The organism is Streptomyces sp. NPDC045678, assembly GCF_056432085.1.
Window position 1 is genome coordinate 244,685 of record NZ_JBWKJS010000004.1, and the last position, 16,109, is coordinate 260,793.

Consider the following 16,109-nt stretch of genomic DNA (forward strand, 5'->3'; position numbering starts at 1 on the left):
ATCCGTGTCGCTGTTGGGCTGAACGGGTGACTTGGCGTAAGAATTGGCCGGTGCAGAGAACAAGTGCGAGCCAGGACGGGGTGGACAAGTGAGCAGCAGTCAGCGCCACGACGTCACCGATGAACAGTGGGAAGGGCTCGCCCAGGTCGTACCGCTGCGCAGCCGCAACGAATGGCCCTCCTGGCCAGGGCACCGCGCGCTGCCCGACGCGGAGACCGAGACGCGCCGCCGCTTCGTGGTGATGCGCGTCAACGTCTTCTCGGACGCCCGCGAGGTCGCCGAGACCGTGATGGCGCAGATCCCGGTCCTGCTGGACCTGACCGGCGCCGAGACGGACGTCGCCAAGCGCGTCCTGGACTTCAGCAGCGGCGTCGTCCTCGGGCTGAACTGCGGGATGCACCGGGTCGACAAGAACGTCTTCCTCCTCGCGCCGCCGGGTACCGAGGTCCAGGGCCTGGTGGAGGCGGTCTCACAGCCGTGAGAGCCGGGTACGGCCGGGCGGAGCAGTAGCCGCTCGGTGGACCACGTGGGGACTCTTCCAGGGGAATCCCCCGATCGTAGGAAGGTCGGTCGGGCGTAACGGTTCGCCGTGCGCACGGCCGCCTACCTTCCGGTCATGACGGTGCATTCCCGAAAGTCGGCCGCGGAGCCATCGACGGTCCAGGACCGGCCACAGGTCACCCAACTGCGGCTGTCCGCCTTCGCGGGACACCGCGCCGCGGTGCTCCCGCTGGGCCCGATGACACTGCTCACGGGCCCGAGCGGCAGCGGAAAGACCAGCGCCCTGGGTGCGTACGAGGCGCTGGCTCGGCTCTGCGCCGGGGCGGAACTGCCCGACGTCTTCACGGACCCCGTGGCGTGCGTGCCCGAACGGGCCCGCGCCGACGGGCAGCGACGGCGCGGGTTCCGCATCGGCTGCACGGTCGACGGGCCCGCCGGATCCGTCCGGCTCGACCTCGCCGTGCAGGCCGAGCCCGAACTGCGCGTCGTGGGCGAGCGGCTGACCTGCGGCGACCTCGTACTCCTGGAGACCGCGCTGCGCGACCCCGGCCGGCGCGTGGTGCAGGCCGCCTGGCACACCGCGGGAGCGACCCCCGTGACGCGCGCCCCCATGCCGGACGACCGACTCGGCACGGCGCTCGTGCCCCTGCGCGTCGCGGGCAAGACCGACGGGCAGCGTCTCGTGCTCGCGGCGGCGGAACAGGTCGTCGTCGCGCTGCGCTCGGCGTACGTGTGCGACCCGCGGCCCAGCCGCATGCGCGCCCCCGTCCCCGCCGGACTCATCGGCTCCGGCCGCCTCCTCGGCGGCTGCGACAACCTCGCGGAAGTCCTGTGGCGCACCCGCGCCGAGTGCGCGGTGCGCCACGCGATGCTGGTCTCGGCCGTGCGGTCCGGGTGCGCGGGGCCGGTCGCGGACGTCGTCGCCGAAGAGGTGGAGGACGGCGCGGTGCACGCCTACATCGACCGGGGCGACGGGGTGCGCACGCCGCTCGGGCGGCTCGGCGACGGCGAGTTGCGGTATCTGGCGCTGGCGCTGGTCCTGCTGACCGGGTCCGGCGTGCTCGCCGTCGACCCGGTGGCGGAGGTGCCGCAGGCGTACCAGAGCCTGACGATCCTCGCCGACGGGCTCGACCGGCGCCTGGACGCACGGCAGGCGCGGACCCTCGGGGAACTGGCGGCGCGCACCTGCGGGCGCGGGCACATCCGGCTGGTGGGGGCGGTGGGGGACGCGTCCTGGGCGGCGGATGCCGGGGCCTCGGTGGTAGACCTGGAGCCGTGACGGAACGACTTGACGTGGTGGTACTGCAGCGCAGGCTGGCCGAGTTCGCGGCGGCGCGCGACTGGGAGCAGTACCACACCCCTAAGAACCTGGCCGCGGCGCTCAGCGTGGAGGCCTCCGAACTGGTGGAGATCTTCCAGTGGTTGACCCCCGAGGAGTCGGCCGGGGTGATGCGGGACCCGGACACGGCGCCCCGCGTGACGGACGAGGTGGCCGACGTCCTCGCGTATCTGCTGCAGTTCTGCGAAGTCCTGGGCATCGACGCGCTGGCGGCGCTCGCGGCGAAGATCGAGCGGAACGAGGAGCGCTTTCCGGTGCCTGAAGGTCCCTGAATCTCACCGGTGGCCGCCCCTGCGCCTCCCCGGTTCGGCATTTTCGTCACTCTCCGGAGTGGATGGCTTGTCCAAACTCGACTGTGTGTCCACAGATTTCCGTCCTGCCCTGGCTTTTCGCCCGGATGGGCCTCACTCTGGGTAGTGGTCAGGGGAGTTCGGGCAAGCGTGCGGTGAGTGCGCGCGGGATGGAGGGGCCGGGATGAACGCGATGCGGCTCATCGAGGCGAACCGCCGCGCTCTGGCGCGCAGTCAGGATCCCGCGGACATCGTCGTGGAGGTCTGGCAGTCGCAGGCGCTCGCGCAGGCGATCGGCAACCACCTCGCGGTGGCGGGTCCTCCCGAGTTACGGGGCGAGGCGCTGGGCCTGAGCGAAGTCGGCGGCAGAGCCTGCGGGGTGCTCGACGCCCCACGCCTCGGCGTCGAGGACATACGGGCGGCCCGGCTGACGGGAACAGGCGACGCGCACGAGGTCCTGCTCGGGCTCGGCAGGCTCCTCGGGGAGGTCGGCATCGCACTCGTCGGTGTCGCCATGGGGGCCGAGGAGGAGGGGGTGTACTGGCAGTGCATGGAGGCGATCGACGCGGCGGACGAGTCCAGGGACCGCGTGCTGGAGATGCTGCGCAGGCTCGCGGTGCGGGAACAGGGTCTGCCGGAGCCCGACTCGGCGGCGGGCCCGGCATGAGAAGGCCCCCGGCCGACCCCGCCGAGGGGCGGGGCCGCGGAGGGCGCGGGGGAGGCTCGGTGTTCTCAGAAGCGTCCGTGCTCGTCGTCGGCCTGCGGACGGGTGCCCGGGGCAGGGACGCCGGAGGGCTCGGAGGAGGGAACAGACCCGGAGGGTGCCGTCGACTGCTGCAGGTCGGCGTCGAGCTGGGTCAGATCCGCGTTGAGTGCGGCCATCAGCTCCTCCATCTGCTCCAGCAGGCCCTTGGGTGGCTCCTGCTGGGCGGGCACGGACGCGTCCTGCGCGGCCTCTTGAGCGGGCGCGGCCTCCTGGTCGGGCACGGCTTCCTGGGACATGACGGCCTCCTCGGCCCTCGCCCTTCCGAAAGGGACGGGCAGTTGACGCAGGCGACGCCCCGGCAGCGGCCGCCGGCGCGGGTGCCGGGCGGTCCGGCTCCGCCCGAGCCAACGATCACCCGTCGGACGTGGTCACTGGACGCGAGCCCGCGCGGCGACCGTGTTGACGGTTTTTCACCCGACCGGGTCGGTGGGGCAACGGCGGAACCGCCGGGGTTGACGGGCGTTCGAGCGTGCAGGATGGATCCATGGATCTTCGAATCTTCACCGAGCCCCAGCAAGGGGCCACCTACGACACCCTGCTCACCGTCGCCAAGGCCGCAGAGGACCTCGGGTTTGACGCCTTCTTCCGCTCGGACCATTACCTCCGCATGGGTTCCTCCGACGGCCTGCCGGGCCCCACGGACGCATGGATCACGCTCGCCGGGCTCGCCAGGGAGACCAAGCGGATCAGGCTGGGCACGCTGATGACGGCCGGCACGTTCCGGCTGCCCGGTGTGCTCGCGATCCAGGTGGCGCAGGTCGACCAGATGTCGGGCGGCCGGGTCGAACTGGGCCTGGGCGCGGGCTGGTTCGAGGACGAGCACAAGGCGTACGGCATTCCGTTCCCCAAGGAGAAGTTCGCCCGCCTCGAGGAGCAGCTGGCGATCGTCACCGGTCTGTGGGGCACGGAGGTCGGCCAGACCTTCAGCCACGACGGCAAGCATTACCAACTCACCGACTCCCCGGCCCTGCCCAAGCCCGCGCAGGCCAAGGTGCCGGTCCTGATCGGCGGCCACGGCGCGACCCGCACCCCGCGCCTCGCCGCGCAGTATGCCGACGAGTTCAACATCCCCTTCGCCTCGATCGAGGACAGCGAGCGGCAGTTCGGCCGGGTCCGCGCGGCCGCCGAGCAGGCCGGGCGCAAGGGCAGCGATCTGGTGTACTCCAGCGCGCTGGTGGTGTGCGTCGGCAAGGACGACGCGGAGGTCGCGCGGCGTGCGGCGGCGATCGGCCGTGACGTGGACGAACTCAAGGCGAACGGCCTCGCGGGTTCGCCCGCCGAGGTCGTCGACAAGATCGGGCGGTACGAGGCGATCGGCGCGAGCCGCATCTACCTCCAGTGCCTGGACCTGGCCGACCTGGACCACCTGGAGATCATCTCCTCGCAGGTGCAGTCGCAGCTGTCGTAGGCGACGGGCCGGCCCTCTGGACGTGGCCGCCGGGCTCACCCCTCCGGTGCCCGGCGGCCACTTCGCGTGGTCAGGACAGGCGGAAGAGCGGATTCGTCCGGGCGTGCGAGGTCTGTGCACCGTCGGGAGACGGAATAAACCTTCAGGGCGGCAAGATCGCTGCATCGGGGTAACTGCGCGGCATATCCCGGCGAGTTGGGCGAACCGGCAGTTAGCGTTCCCAACGGATCCGGGCGCTTCCCGGACTCGCCCACGTTTCTCCGCATGCCCCGGCATGCCTTCGCATGTCTCCGCATGTCTCCTCACGTCGTAAAGGAGAGCTCCCCCCGATGACCGTTGAGACCAGCCCGGAAGAGCGGCTGGAGCCTGCTTCGCGGACCAGCCTGAGCACCGAGGCCGCCCGCAACCTCGCCACCACGACCAAGTCCGCCCCCCAGATGCAGGAGATCACCTCACGGTGGCTGCTGCGGATGCTGCCGTGGGTGGAGACCAAGGGCGGCACCTACCGGGTGAACCGGCGGCTGACCTACACCGTCGGCGACGGGTGCATCGAGTTCCTGCAGGACGGTGCCGACGTCCGGGTGGTGCCACGGGAGCTGGGCGAGCTGGCCCTGCTGCGCGGCTTCGACGACGTCGACGTGCTGTCGGCGATCGCCGACCGGTTCGTGCAGCGCGACTTCCGCGCGGGCGAGGTGCTGGTCGAACGCGGCGCCCCCGCCGAGCACATCCACCTGATCGCCCACGGCCGGATCAACCAGACCTCCGTCGGCAAGTACGGCGACGAGGTGGCCGTCGCCGTACTTGCGGACGGAGGCCGGTTCGGCGAGGACGCGCTGCTGGACAACGGCGCGCGATGGGGCTTCACCGCCACGGCCGCGACCTCCGGCACCCTGCTGACCCTGTCCCGCTCCGACTTCAACGCCCTCACGTCGTCCGCGCCGAGCCTCCGCGCACACCTCGCGGAGTTCGCCTCGCGGTCCGTGCCGCGCCAGACGCGGCACGGCGAGGCCGAGATCGCGATGTCGTCGGGACACGTCGGCGAGGCGAAGCTGCCGGGCGCCTTCGTCGACTACGAAGCGCACCCGAGGGAGTACGAACTCTCCGTCGCGCAGACCGTTCTGCGGGTCCACACGAGGGTCGCCGACCTCTACAACGGCCCGATGAACCAGACCGAGGAACAGCTCAGGCTCACCGTCGAGGCGCTGCGCGAGCGCCAGGAGCACGAGCTGATCAACAACCGTGAGTTCGGTCTGCTCCACAACGCGGCCTTCAAGCAGCGGATCCAGCCCCACTCCGGCGCGCCCACGCCGGACGACCTCGACGATCTGCTCTGCCGCCGGCGCGGCACCAAGTTCTTCCTGGCCCACCCCAGGACCATCGCGGCCATCGGCTGGGGCTTCAACGCCTGCGGGGTCTACCCGGACAACGTCGACCTCGGCGGCCAGCAGGTCCCCGCCTGGCGCGGCGTACCGATTCTGCCCTGCAACAAGATCCCCATCACCGAGGACAACACCAGCTCGATCCTCGCGATGCGTACGGGCGAGGACAACCAGGGTGTGATCGGGCTGCACCAGACCGGGCTGCCGGAGGAGTACGAGCCGGGCCTCTCGGTGCGCTTCATGGGCATGAGCGAGCAGGCGATCATCTCGTACCTGGTCACGGCGTACTACTCGGCGGCCGTCCTGCTGCCCGACGCGCTCGGCGTGCTGGAGAACGTGCAGATCGGCCGCAGGCGCGACTAGAGCCGCCCGCCCGGCGGATCCCGCGAACGACGGATCTCCCGATCTCCCGTCACCCAGTTAAGGAGCTACGGATGCCCGATTCCGGGCTGCCCACCCTGCACCCGAACCCCGCCCTCGAAAGGATTCTGCGCGGCCCGAGCGGCCTGGGTACGGCGGGGCTGTACCCGGGCGAGGAACCGGTCACGGCCACGAGCCCGGTGGAACCGGCGGAACTCGCCGAACGGGCCGCACCGGCCACCCCGGCCGAACCGGTCGAGGGGACGCCGATCCCCGGGCTCTACCACCACGCCGTGCCGGAGCCCGACCCCGCGCGGGTGGCCGAGGTCAGCCGACGGATCAAGGCGTGGGCGGTGGACGAGGTCCAGGCGTTCCCGCCGGAGTGGGAGGACCAGTTCGACGGTTTCTCCGTCGGCCGCTACATGGTCGCCTGCCACCCGGACGCCCCCTCCGTCGACCACCTGATGATCGCCACCCGGCTGATGGTCGCCGAGAACGCGGTCGACGACTGCTACTGCGAGGACCACGGCGGCTCGCCCGTCGGCCTCGGCAGCCGTCTGCTGCTGGCCCACACGGCCCTCGACGACCTGCACACGACGGAGGAGTACGAACCGGCGTGGCGGGAGTCGCTCAAGGCGGACGCGCCGCGCCGCGCCTACCGCTCCGCCATGGCGTACTTCCTCCAGCACGCCTCGCCCTCCCAGGCCGACCGCTACCGGCACGACATGGCCCGCCTGCACCTGGGCTATCTCGCCGAGGCCGCGTGGTCCGAGACGGACCATGTGCCCGAGGTGTGGGAGTACCTGGCGATGCGCCAGTTCAACAACTTCCGCCCCTGTCCCACCATCACCGACACCGTCGGTGGCTACGAACTGCCGGCCGACCTCCACGCCCTGGCGGCCATGCAGCGGGTCATCGCCCTCGCGGGGAACGCCACCACCGTGGTGAACGACCTGTACTCGTACACCAAGGAACTCGACAGCCCCGGCCGTCACCTGAACCTGCCCGTAGTGATCGCCGAACGGGAGGGCGTCTCCGACCGGGACGCCTACCTGAAGGGGGTCGAGGTCCACAACGACCTGATGCACGCCTTCGAGGCGGAAGCGGCCGCCCTGGCGGCGGCCTGCCCCGTCCCGAGCGTGCTGCGCTTCCTGCGGGGAGTGGCCGTGTGGGTCGACGGCAATCACCACTGGCACCAGACCAACACCTACCGATACAGCCTGCCCGACTTCTGGTAAGAGGAGCCGACACCACTGTGACCAGCACCGAACTCGCCAACGGCACGTCCCTGTCCATCCCCGCTCCGGCGTCCCCCTACCAAGGGGACATCGCCCGCTACTGGGACGGGGAGGCCAGGCCGGTGAACCTGCGCCTCGGCGACGTCGACGGGCTCTACCACCACCACTACGGCGTCGGGGACATCGACCAGGACGCGCTGGGGGACGCCGCCGACAGCGGGTACGAGAAGAGGCTGATCGCCGAGCTCCACCGGCTTGAGTCGGCACAGACCGACGTGCTCCTCGACCAGCTCGGGCCCGTCGGCCGTGACGACACGGTCGTGGACGCGGGGTGCGGGCGCGGCGGCTCGTTGGTCATGGCCCACCAGCGGTTCGGCTGCCGGGCCGAGGGGGTCACGCTCTCGGCCAAGCAGGCCGACTTCGCCAACCGGCGCGCCCGTGAACTCGGCGTGGAGGACTACGTCAGGGCCCGCGTGTGCAACATGCTCGACACGCCGTTCGAGACGGGCCAGGCCAAGGCCTCGTGGAACAACGAGTCCAGCATGTACGTCGACCTGGACGACCTCTTCGCCGAGCACTCCCGCATCCTCGCGCCCGGCGGCCGCTATGTGACCATCACCGGCTGCTGGAACCCGCGGTACGGCCAGCCCTCGAAGTGGGTCTCTCAGATCAACGCGCACTTCGAGTGCAACATCCACTCCCGCAGGGAGTACCTGAAGGCCATGGCCGACAACCGCCTCGTACCGCAGGCCATCGTCGACCTGACCGACGCGACGCTGCCCTACTGGGAGCTGCGGGCGACGTCTTCGCTGGTCACCGGCATCGAGGAAGCCTTCATCAACTCGTACAGGGACGGCTCGTTCCAGTACGTGCTGATCGCCGCCGACCGGGTCTGACCCCAGGGAGAGCGAGGTCCGGGGCCGTCAAGGACGACCCCGGGCCTTCTACTGTCCTCCCGTGGAGCGGCCGAAGAACTCCAGCTCGGCGATGGCCACCTGGCGCTTCTTGCCGGTGCCGTACGCGGAACGCAGGATCAGCCGTGCGTTCACCGCGTCCCGTACGCGTACGTCGAGCTTCTGCACGCCGCCGTCGTTGATGCGGCGGTGCATCACGTGCTCCTTGCCCGCGGAGTCGTTGACCACGATGTCGAACTCCATGGGCCGCGCCTGCTCGGCGGCCTGCGCGCTGCGCGACGAAGTGCCGGGCGTGATCAGGAGGTTGAGCAGGTCGGTGGGCTGGCCGAAGTCGGCCTGCAGCCACTGGCCCGCCGAGTCGCCCGAGTAGCCGGTGCCCCACCAGGTGTTGCTGTAGCCGTCGAAGGCGAGCTTTGCGGCCTGCTTGGGGGCGGCGTGCGAGGCGCTGTAGTCGGTGGGGTGGACGGGGACCCGCTTGGCGAAGTGGTCCTGCACGGCCCGCGCCGTCGGCGGCCCGCCGAAGATGCCGCCCACCACCAGGCCGACGACCACCGCGATGCCCACGGCCCGGGCTATCCAGCGGGTGCGGTCACGGTGGAGCCGCGGGCGCTGGCCCGCGTACGGGCCCTCGGCGGCCGGGGCGGCGTGGTCCTTGAGCGGGTTGGCGCAGCTGCGGCAGAAGTGGCGGCGGGGGGCGTTGGGCGTCCCGCAGCTCGGGCACGGCGCGCCCGACTCGGGTGCGGCGGGCACGGCGGGCTGCCGTACGCGCGGCCGCGCCGCCTCGGGCCGGCCCGGCAGCACACTGCCCGGCGTCTCGGGCGCCACCGGCTCGGAGCCCTCGGGCACGGGCACGAGCAGGGACCGGATGGCGGTGTCGGAGGGCCGGGGCGGTCCGGCCTGCGGCTCCGCGGGGCCGGTGGAGGGGAGCGGGACGGTGGTGTCGGTCGACCCGGCACCGGCGCCGGCACCGGCGCCCGCGCCGGCCTCGGTACGGGGAGCGACCCGGGGATCGACGCGGGGGTCGGCCGGGGCCTGCGGCGCGGGGGAGCCGTCCGCGGCCGGAACGGTGCCCGGGCGGGCGGGTCCAGGGGTGCCGGCCGGGGTGTCCCAGCGGAGGAAGGCCCCGCACGAGTCGCAGAAGGACTGGCCGTGCTGGCGGGCCGGGGTGCCGCACTCGGGGCACGGCGTCGTGTTGGCGGGGGAGTTCTGCATGTCGTCCGTCTCGGGCTGGTCGGGCATCTCTAGGTCCCTTCAGGGAAAGGCGTGGCTGTCACCTCGGCCGTGAAGGGGAGGTGGGCGGGGCGGGCCGCCGCGACGACGGCCCGCAGGCGGTGCGTGTCCACGGACGCGGGATCGTGGACGCGCAAGGTGACGTGCAGGGCGGGGCGCGGAGTGCCGGGGAAGGCGCCCAGCGGACGTGCGGACCAGGCCGCTCCGCCGCTCTCGGCGATCTCCGGACGTACCCCGAAGGCGAGTTCGACGGCGGCGGACAGGCCACGGCGGGTGCCGCGGACGCGGTGCAGGTCGACGGCGGAGGCGACGGCGTGGCGACGCGTGGCCAGCGGCTCGGTGCCGTCGAGCTCCGTACCGACCCAGTCCGTCAGCCAGTCGAGGAAGTCCGCGGGCGTCAGGGACGGCGTGAAGTACGCCTCCAGGCTGTCCAGGACGGCGAAGACGGGGGCGAGGACGACGTCCAGGCCGGAGACGAAGCGCAGGATGAAGTCGTCGTCGGCGAAGACGGCGGGCAGCTGGTCCCCGATGGGGTGCGCGGAGCCGAGCCCCGGCAGGGAGCCCCGCCTGGACTCGTAGCCGTCATCGTTCCCGCTCCTGCCGTCACTCCCGTCCCCGCCGTTCCCACCGTCACCGGGTCCGGGGCGGTCACCGCCGTCTCCGGCCCCGTCGGCCGCTCCCGGCGCGTGCCCCGCCTGAGAGGCAGGAGCGCCGGTGACCCCGGACTTCACCCAGGAGGCACGCGCGCCGCCCGAGGTGACGGAGGCCCCCGGAGCGCTCTTCGCCGCGGGCCCGGTACGTCCGGTACCGCGCTTCGCGGGCTTCTCGGCGGCGGGTTCCTCTTCGGGGGCGGGGCTCGGGGTGGCGTACGGGTTTGCCTCGGAGGTGTGGCTCGGAGTGGTGGCGTACGGGTTCGGCTCGGAGGCGTGACTCGGGGCGGCGTACGGGTTCGGGGCGGCAGCGTGGCCCGGATCGGAGTACGGGTTCGCCCCGGAGGGGTGCGGAACGGCGGTCGCCGGGCCGAAGCCTGGCGTGGGGGCGGCTCCGGGATCGCCCTCGGACCCCGGGGCCCGCTCCGCCTCCGCGGGGTGCTCCGGGGTGTCGCTCGCGTGGTTCTCCTCGTTCGTCATCGTGCCTCGATGACGCGGACGCGGTGGTCGAAGGGGAACAGGAGGGCCGAGGGCGCCAGTTCGATGCGGTCCGTGGCGTCGCCCCTGCGGCCCGACAGGGGGTCGGCGGGGTGGAGGAGTACCTCGTCGACGAGTTCCACGCCCGGCACCCGCTGCAGCGCGGCGAAGATCTCGCCGGCACGCAGCGGGCGGCCGAACGGCCAGCCCTCGCGGTGGGCGCCGCCGGTCAGCGGGTCGAGGTAGGCGTAGAGGGCGTCGAGCGCCTCGGCGCGGACGCGTTCGGCGTGGGCCGCACGGAAGGAGTGGAGCGTGGCGACCACGGTGACGCCCTGGTAGTAGGGCGGGCCGACCGAGAGGCGCGTGCCGAGAGGACGGCGGTCGTCGAGGAACGAGGTGACGCGGGAGAGGAGTTCCTCACCGGGCACCAGCTGCTCGAAGCGGAGCCGCCCGCCCCGGTCGGGCACCGCCTGGGGCACGACGAGGACCCGGACCGCGTTCTCCCCGGCCTCGGCGGAGTCCGCCGCCAGGCAGTGGATACGCGCCGTCTCGGGCGCGGCCCGCCGGGCCAGCTCCTCGTAGTCGCGCGCCGTCACCGCCCGCTCCTGCGCGCGCAGCGCGATCGGCGCGCGGACCTTCGCCTCCTCGACCGTCTCGCCGTCCACTCCGCCGCGCGCCGCCTCGCGGTTCTCCACGCGGGCGACGTACGGGATGGAGCTGCGCAGGACCTGGATGGCGCCGCGCGCCACGTTGCCGGTGCGGCCGCCGCCCGTGCGGTAGCGGGTGGCGCGGATCGCCGCGCCCTTCTGCGGGACGGCGCCGAACTGCCGCAGGGAGCCGTCCGGTTCGCGTACCGCGGGACCGAACGCGATCTCGCCGGTCGCCGCGTCCAGCGTGACGTGCGGGTCGTACGGTCCCGAGGAGGCGAAGTCGTCGACGACCTGCCACTCGGCCCAGCCCGCCCCCTCGCCGTCGGAGACCTCGAGGACCAGCGGCGGCCGGTCGGCGACGACGGGCGCCTGGGCGAGCCGGACGCGCTGTCCGGGCACGCCCGTGGAGTCACCGAGGAGTTCGTCGCGTACGACGTCCGCGTGCGCGACACCGGTCGTGCCGCCGATGGTGAACGCGGCGGCGGACCGCACGGTCGGCGACGCGCTGTAGAACGGCTGGCCCTTCGCCGCCTCGGTGACCCGGCAGCGCAGCCAGCCCGCGTCCTGCCGCCCGATGCGCGAGACGATGTGCCCGGCCGGAATGTGCAGCACGACGTCGCCCGGCCGGTTGAGGCCACCGGTGGAGTCCTCGTCCACCTCGCACTCGGTCCAGCCGTCCGCGGTCCACGCCTCCCACACCAGCGGCGGCTGCCGCGGGTCGACGCCCACGCCGTCCACCCGGCTGTCGAGCTGCAGCACCGCCGCGCACCGCGGCACCGCCGCGCTGAGTCCAAAGAGCAGCGTGTCGCCCGGCCGCGGCGATTCCGCGAAGACCGCCACGTCACGGCCGCCGAAGATGTCCTGCCCGCAGTCCTGCGGCGTGCTGCCGTCCTCCTGGCGCAGCACGGCCGACAGCTCGCAGGGCACCACGGTCAGATCCGCCTCGGTGGCGAAGGCCACCGCTTCCTCGGTCTCGGTGCGGCTGGTCGCCACCTCCGTACCGGCGGGCAGGACCACCGGTTCGGCCTGCGGTGCCGACAGCCAGAACGTGACGTCCGCGCGGGCCGCGGAGGGCGGGAAGAGAGTGACGCCGAGCAGGTCGAGGAAGGCCAGGTGGTTCTTCTCCGGCACGCGGTTGAGCCGGTACACGATCTGGTCGGCCATGTGCGCGACGGCCTCGACGAGGGTGACTCCCGGGTCGGAGACGTTGTGATCGGTCCACTCCGGGCAGCGCTGCTGGATGTAGCGCTTGGCGTCGTCGACGAACTGCTGGAAGCGCCGGTCGTCGAGGTGGGGTGCGGGCAGGGCCATCGGACTTCAGACTCCGCTCTCTGATTCCGTGGACGGGATCACATAGAAGGGGAAGACGAGACTGCGCGGATTGTTGGTGCCGCGCACGGTGTAGCTCACGTCGATGAACAGGACGGACGGGTCGTCGGGCGCCGGACTGACCTCGACGTCCAGGACGTCGATGCGCGGCTCCCAGCGGTCGAGCGAGGACCGCACCTCGTACCGGATCCGCCCCGCCGTCGCCTCGTTGACCGGCGCGAACACCATGTCGTGCACGGCGCAGCCGAACTCGGGGCGCATCGGCCGCTCGCCCGGCGCGGTGGCGAGCACGAGACGGATCGACTCCTCGATCTCGCGCTCGCGCCGGGCCAGCGCGATGCCGCCGCCGGCGTTGATGCGCAGTGGAAACGTCCAGCCCGCACCGACGAACTGCTCACTCATGGTCAGTGGCCCCCTCGACCCTAGAACGGAATGCCGTTGCGCAGCACGGCGGGTGCGGTCAGGGCGACGGTCGCCGGAGAGGTGATGGCCGCGGCCGCACCCGCGTTGACGGCCACCGCGCCCGCCGCGGTGACGGAGACCGCGCCGACCGCGTTCACGGCGACCGCGCCCGCCGACTTGAGGCTGACGACGCCCGTCGCGTTGATGTCCGCCATGCCGCCCGCGTTGACGCCGAACTTGGCGCCCGCCTTGATGTCGACCGCGCCGCCCGCGCTCATCGTCAGCGAGCCGCCCGCCGTCAGCGACAGGTTGCCGCCCGCCCTGATGCTGACGTTGCGGGTCCCCGAGATGGACACGGTGCCGTCGCTGCGGATGGTGACGCTGGTCCGCGCCTCGTCCATGTGGACGGTGAGGCGGCCGTTGCCGGTCTGCAACCGGATGCCGCTCTTCATGCGGGACTTGGCGTCCACGAGCTCCATGGTGTGGCCACTGCGCGAGGAGACGGAGCGCCAGTTGACGCGGCCGCTGGTCGGGTCGATCGGCTGCAGCCCGTCCGTGTTGGGCGTCGGCTTGTCCCTGCCGTTGTACAACCCGGCCAGGACATAAGGGTGTTCCAACGACCCCCGGTCGAAGGCGACGAGCACCTCGTCGCCCACCTCGGGCAGCATCAGACCGCCGCCACGGACGCCGCCCAGCTGCGCGATACGGCACCAGTCGCTTTCGTACGTGTCCGAGAGCCACGGAAAACGCAGCTTGACCCGGTTCATCTTCAGCGGGTCCTTCGCATTGCTGACCAGCGCCATCGCGACGCCGGGCATCGGCGGTGCGGCGTCCGCGCCGCCCGACGCGAGGCCGTACAGGGAACGGAACTGGCGCCCCGAGACGGTCAGCCACGTCGTGAACGGCCGCCCGGACTCGAAGAGATGACGCACCCCGGTCGCCGTGTACTTCCCCTCGAAGGGGAACCCCGCCCCCTTCAGCGCCACGGGCCGCCCCGGCCGCAGGTCGGGGTTGCCGGTGACGGCGACCTCCAGCTCGGCGAACGATCCCGCCACGTCGTCCGCGAGCGACCTGGCGGCGTGCGTGACCTGCGCCTGCGTCGTGTACGGCCACCCCGTATCCGTCAGCTCCGCCTTCCCGAACGGCTGCGACAGCTGACCGGGCGTGATGTCGGCGACGATGTCCTTGCTGCGGACCGCGGGGGACTGCGCGGACAGGGCGCGCTTGGCCCGCATGTCCCACCCGCGCACCCCGGCCGTCGCGACCTGACCGGCCGCCGTCACCGCGACCCGGCTGTGCAGCGCGTTGTGCCTGAACTCCAGGACGTACGGGCTCTGCGCGGCCGGTGTCGAGTCGGACGGCGCCCCGGAGGCGGGCGCGAGCTTGGCGAAGCACAGCTTCCCGTCCTCGTCGAAGGACAGGTGGGTGTCGTTCTCCTGCGCGAGCCGGGAGAGGAAGTCCCAGTCGGTGATGTTCGGCTGGGTCGCCAGTTCGTACACCGTCGGCGTCGACTCGATCTTCCCGAGCTTCACCTTGTTGGCGGCGGCGACGCGGCGCACGATGTCGGACGCCGTCATGTTGGGGAAGCCCTCCACGCGGCGGTTGCGGAGCAGCCGGTGCCCCGGGTCGTAGCCGCGCACGACGAGCTGCTTGCCGCCGGCGTCCGAGTCGACCTCCAGGGCGGTGACCTCACCGGTCAGCATCGGCTTGCCGCGCACGCCGTCCGTGAACGGGCACAGGACGGCCTCGGCGCCGACCTTGATCTGCGGGAACTTCTCCAGGATGTCCCCGCCTTCGTCGACGAAGGTCAGCTGGAAGGCGGACGGCACGTTCACACTGGCGTCCACCCAGCCCTCCACGAGCAGCACGGCGAGCTTGTCGGGCAGGACGGACCCGCCGATCTCGGCGTGCAGGACGCTCGTGTACGTCTTCTCACTCATCAGGACTCCACGTGCGAGGGGGCGGTGACGGGGCCGGGCCGGGCCTCGTCGGCGGCGGGCAGCAGCAGCTCGGTGCCGGGCCGCAGCCGCATCGGGTCGTCGATGTCGTTGGCCTCGGCGATCAGCCGCCAGCGGGTGGCGTCCCCGTACTCCCGCCACGCCAGCGACGCCAGCGAGTCACCCGCGACCGTGCGGTGCACACGGCGCGCGGAGAGCGCGCCGGACGTCGGGTTCTGCCCCTTGGTGGGCATCGACACCTCGGTCAGCGCGAGCGAGCACGTGGCGCGGATCGGCTCCCCGGTCGGGTTGAACAGCGTGTACGTGGCGCTGACGTTCGTCACGTACGCCACGAACTGCACAGTGTTGAACGAGCCCCACGAGAACCGCACCCACGGCGGCGAGGGCCGCTTGGAGCTGACGCTCTGCGGAGTCACCTCGCAGCACGACAGGAGCAGCTCGACCTGCTTCTGCACCTTCCCCGAGTTGGGCGTGCCCGACGAGTCGAGGAACACCTCCAGCTGGAGGGTGGCGGGGGCGGCACCGGTGAACTTCGGCGGCGCGCCGCGCGTGTACGCGACCGCGCGCTGCGTACGCCACTCCGCCGACCGCGCCATCTGCAGCTGCGTCGGATTGAACTGGAACTCCACCTCGCCGATCCGCCCGCCCATCGACCCGCCGAGGTCGGTGGGCGGCTGGTGGATGGCGAGGGCGGCGCGCACGAGGCTGGCGCCGGCCTTTCCGCCGGTCGGCGCGGCCATCTCAGGCACCTCCCGCGTCGGTGAACCCGTGGTGCGCGATCTCCAGCGTCTCCGTCGCCACGGCGGGACTGTCCGGACTCAGGCTCGGCCCCTGCCAGCGCACGGGCAGCACCTCGACGAGCCCCCACTGCGCGACGATGGAGCCGTCCGCGCGGAGCGCCGCGATCTGCGCGGTCGGGCGCGAGATCCCGGTCGCGATGGACGAGATCCAGGCGGCCACGCGGGACGTGTCGGCGGTCAGCGGCCGGGTGAGCCGGATGGTGGAGAAGGTCACGCGGGTCGGCAGCTGCCAGACGAACCCGTTGTTGCCGCCCTCCTGCCGCTGCTCCACCTCCACCTCGGAGGAGAGCCCGTCGCACCCGTTGAACAGGCCGAGGTCCTGGCCGTCGATGGTGAGCTTGAAGAAGACGGTGGAACCGGGGTCCTTGGACGAGGGCATGGTTTCTCTTTGCTGTGGAGGTGGCGGAGGGGCGGTCTG

Annotated in this window: 16 protein-coding genes; 8 read left to right on the forward strand and 8 right to left on the reverse strand. The window is 72.1% G+C overall.

Annotated elements, in window-relative coordinates:
• The first annotated feature begins 88 nt into the window (after window positions 1-88).
• The 4 genes from AC07DO_RS15780 (at window position 89) to AC07DO_RS15795 (ending at window position 2,797) form a co-directional block, all read left to right on the forward strand.
• Window positions 89-481: a cell division protein SepF gene (locus AC07DO_RS15780; protein WP_479060013.1), complete on the forward strand. Its 393-nt coding sequence runs from the start codon at window positions 89-91 to the stop codon at window positions 479-481.
• A 135-nt stretch (window positions 482-616) separates the two neighbouring features.
• Window positions 617-1,780 (forward strand): AAA family ATPase, encoded by a 1,164-nt coding sequence (locus AC07DO_RS15785; RefSeq protein WP_479060015.1) that lies wholly within the window; start codon window positions 617-619, stop codon window positions 1,778-1,780.
• A complete protein-coding gene (locus AC07DO_RS15790) occupies window positions 1,777-2,112 on the forward strand; it encodes a nucleotide pyrophosphohydrolase (protein ID WP_479060017.1) in 336 nt (111 codons plus the stop codon). The genes AC07DO_RS15785 and AC07DO_RS15790 overlap by 4 nt, the downstream gene beginning before the upstream one ends.
• A gap of 202 nt (window positions 2,113-2,314) precedes the next feature.
• Window positions 2,315-2,797, forward strand: coding sequence for a DUF6099 family protein (locus tag AC07DO_RS15795; RefSeq protein ID WP_479060019.1), 483 nt, complete (start codon window positions 2,315-2,317; stop codon window positions 2,795-2,797).
• Window positions 2,798-2,862: 65 nt separating this feature from the next.
• On the opposite strand, the gene AC07DO_RS15800 is transcribed toward AC07DO_RS15795, so the two are convergent.
• Window positions 2,863-3,132, reverse strand: a complete 270-nt coding sequence (locus AC07DO_RS15800) for a hypothetical protein (RefSeq protein ID WP_479060021.1) — start codon at window positions 3,130-3,132, stop codon at window positions 2,863-2,865.
• Between the two features lie 248 nt (window positions 3,133-3,380).
• Between AC07DO_RS15800 and AC07DO_RS15805 the strand changes: the two genes are divergently transcribed.
• The 4 genes from AC07DO_RS15805 (at window position 3,381) to AC07DO_RS15820 (ending at window position 8,177) form a co-directional block, all read left to right on the forward strand.
• Entirely contained in the window at window positions 3,381-4,304 is a 924-nt protein-coding gene (locus AC07DO_RS15805; RefSeq protein WP_479060022.1) for an LLM class F420-dependent oxidoreductase, read from the forward strand.
• A gap of 329 nt (window positions 4,305-4,633) precedes the next feature.
• Window positions 4,634-6,046 carry a family 2B encapsulin nanocompartment shell protein gene (locus AC07DO_RS15810; RefSeq protein ID WP_479060024.1) on the forward strand — a complete coding sequence of 471 codons (1,413 nt, stop codon included), beginning with the start codon at window positions 4,634-4,636 and terminating at the stop codon, window positions 6,044-6,046.
• 17 nt (window positions 6,047-6,063) lie between these two features.
• Window positions 6,064-7,281 carry a family 2 encapsulin nanocompartment cargo protein terpene cyclase gene (locus tag AC07DO_RS15815; protein ID WP_479060703.1) on the forward strand — a complete coding sequence of 406 codons (1,218 nt, stop codon included), beginning with the start codon at window positions 6,064-6,066 and terminating at the stop codon, window positions 7,279-7,281.
• 17 nt (window positions 7,282-7,298) lie between these two features.
• The gene (locus AC07DO_RS15820; RefSeq protein WP_479060025.1) at window positions 7,299-8,177 is read left to right on the forward strand and encodes a geranyl diphosphate 2-C-methyltransferase; all 879 of its coding nucleotides are present in this window, start codon (window positions 7,299-7,301) and stop codon (window positions 8,175-8,177) included.
• Window positions 8,178-8,225: 48 nt separating this feature from the next.
• Here the strand turns inward: AC07DO_RS15820 and AC07DO_RS15825 are convergent, their stop codons facing one another.
• The 7 genes from AC07DO_RS15825 to AC07DO_RS15855 form a co-directional block, all read right to left on the reverse strand.
• Entirely contained in the window at window positions 8,226-9,434 is a 1,209-nt protein-coding gene (locus AC07DO_RS15825; protein WP_479060027.1) for a discoidin domain-containing protein, read from the reverse strand.
• Window positions 9,435-9,436: 2 nt separating this feature from the next.
• Window positions 9,437-9,982 (reverse strand): phage tail protein, encoded by a 546-nt coding sequence (locus tag AC07DO_RS15830; RefSeq protein ID WP_479060704.1) that lies wholly within the window; start codon window positions 9,980-9,982, stop codon window positions 9,437-9,439.
• A 569-nt stretch (window positions 9,983-10,551) separates the two neighbouring features.
• On the reverse strand, window positions 10,552-12,513 hold the full coding sequence (locus AC07DO_RS15835; RefSeq protein WP_479060028.1) for a putative baseplate assembly protein: 1,962 nt from the start codon (window positions 12,511-12,513) through the stop codon (window positions 10,552-10,554).
• Between the two features lie 6 nt (window positions 12,514-12,519).
• A complete protein-coding gene (locus AC07DO_RS15840) occupies window positions 12,520-12,933 on the reverse strand; it encodes a GPW/gp25 family protein (protein ID WP_150173253.1) in 414 nt (137 codons plus the stop codon).
• A 20-nt stretch (window positions 12,934-12,953) separates the two neighbouring features.
• Window positions 12,954-14,873 (reverse strand): VgrG-related protein, encoded by a 1,920-nt coding sequence (locus tag AC07DO_RS15845; protein WP_479060029.1) that lies wholly within the window; start codon window positions 14,871-14,873, stop codon window positions 12,954-12,956.
• On the reverse strand, window positions 14,873-15,631 hold the full coding sequence (locus AC07DO_RS15850) for a CIS tube protein (RefSeq protein WP_150215654.1): 759 nt from the start codon (window positions 15,629-15,631) through the stop codon (window positions 14,873-14,875). Before AC07DO_RS15850 ends, AC07DO_RS15845 begins: the two co-directional genes overlap by 1 nt.
• A gap of 1 nt (window position 15,632) precedes the next feature.
• Complete coding sequence (locus tag AC07DO_RS15855; RefSeq protein WP_385940666.1) at window positions 15,633-16,070, reverse strand: phage tail protein; 438 nt, start codon at window positions 16,068-16,070, stop codon at window positions 15,633-15,635.
• Between the last annotated feature and the right edge of the window lie 39 nt (window positions 16,071-16,109).

Bases quoted from the DNA above. Each gene is read 5' to 3' on its own strand.
- AC07DO_RS15785 (WP_479060015.1), top strand. From the start codon at position 617: ATGACGGTGCATTCCCGAAAGTCGGCCGCGGAGCCATCGACGGTCCAG.
- AC07DO_RS15795 (WP_479060019.1), top strand. From the start codon at position 2,315: ATGAACGCGATGCGGCTCATCGAGGCGAACCGCCGCGCTCTGGCGCGC.
- AC07DO_RS15800 (WP_479060021.1), bottom strand. From the start codon at position 3,132: ATGTCCCAGGAAGCCGTGCCCGACCAGGAGGCCGCGCCCGCTCAAGAG.
- AC07DO_RS15805 (WP_479060022.1), top strand. From the start codon at position 3,381: ATGGATCTTCGAATCTTCACCGAGCCCCAGCAAGGGGCCACCTACGAC.
- AC07DO_RS15810 (WP_479060024.1), top strand. From the start codon at position 4,634: ATGACCGTTGAGACCAGCCCGGAAGAGCGGCTGGAGCCTGCTTCGCGG.
- AC07DO_RS15825 (WP_479060027.1), bottom strand. From the start codon at position 9,434: ATGCCCGACCAGCCCGAGACGGACGACATGCAGAACTCCCCCGCCAAC.
- AC07DO_RS15835 (WP_479060028.1), bottom strand. From the start codon at position 12,513: ATGGCCCTGCCCGCACCCCACCTCGACGACCGGCGCTTCCAGCAGTTC.
- AC07DO_RS15840 (WP_150173253.1), bottom strand. From the start codon at position 12,933: ATGAGTGAGCAGTTCGTCGGTGCGGGCTGGACGTTTCCACTGCGCATC.
- AC07DO_RS15845 (WP_479060029.1), bottom strand. From the start codon at position 14,873: ATGAGTGAGAAGACGTACACGAGCGTCCTGCACGCCGAGATCGGCGGG.
- AC07DO_RS15850 (WP_150215654.1), bottom strand. From the start codon at position 15,631: ATGGCCGCGCCGACCGGCGGAAAGGCCGGCGCCAGCCTCGTGCGCGCC.
- AC07DO_RS15855 (WP_385940666.1), bottom strand. From the start codon at position 16,070: ATGCCCTCGTCCAAGGACCCCGGTTCCACCGTCTTCTTCAAGCTCACC.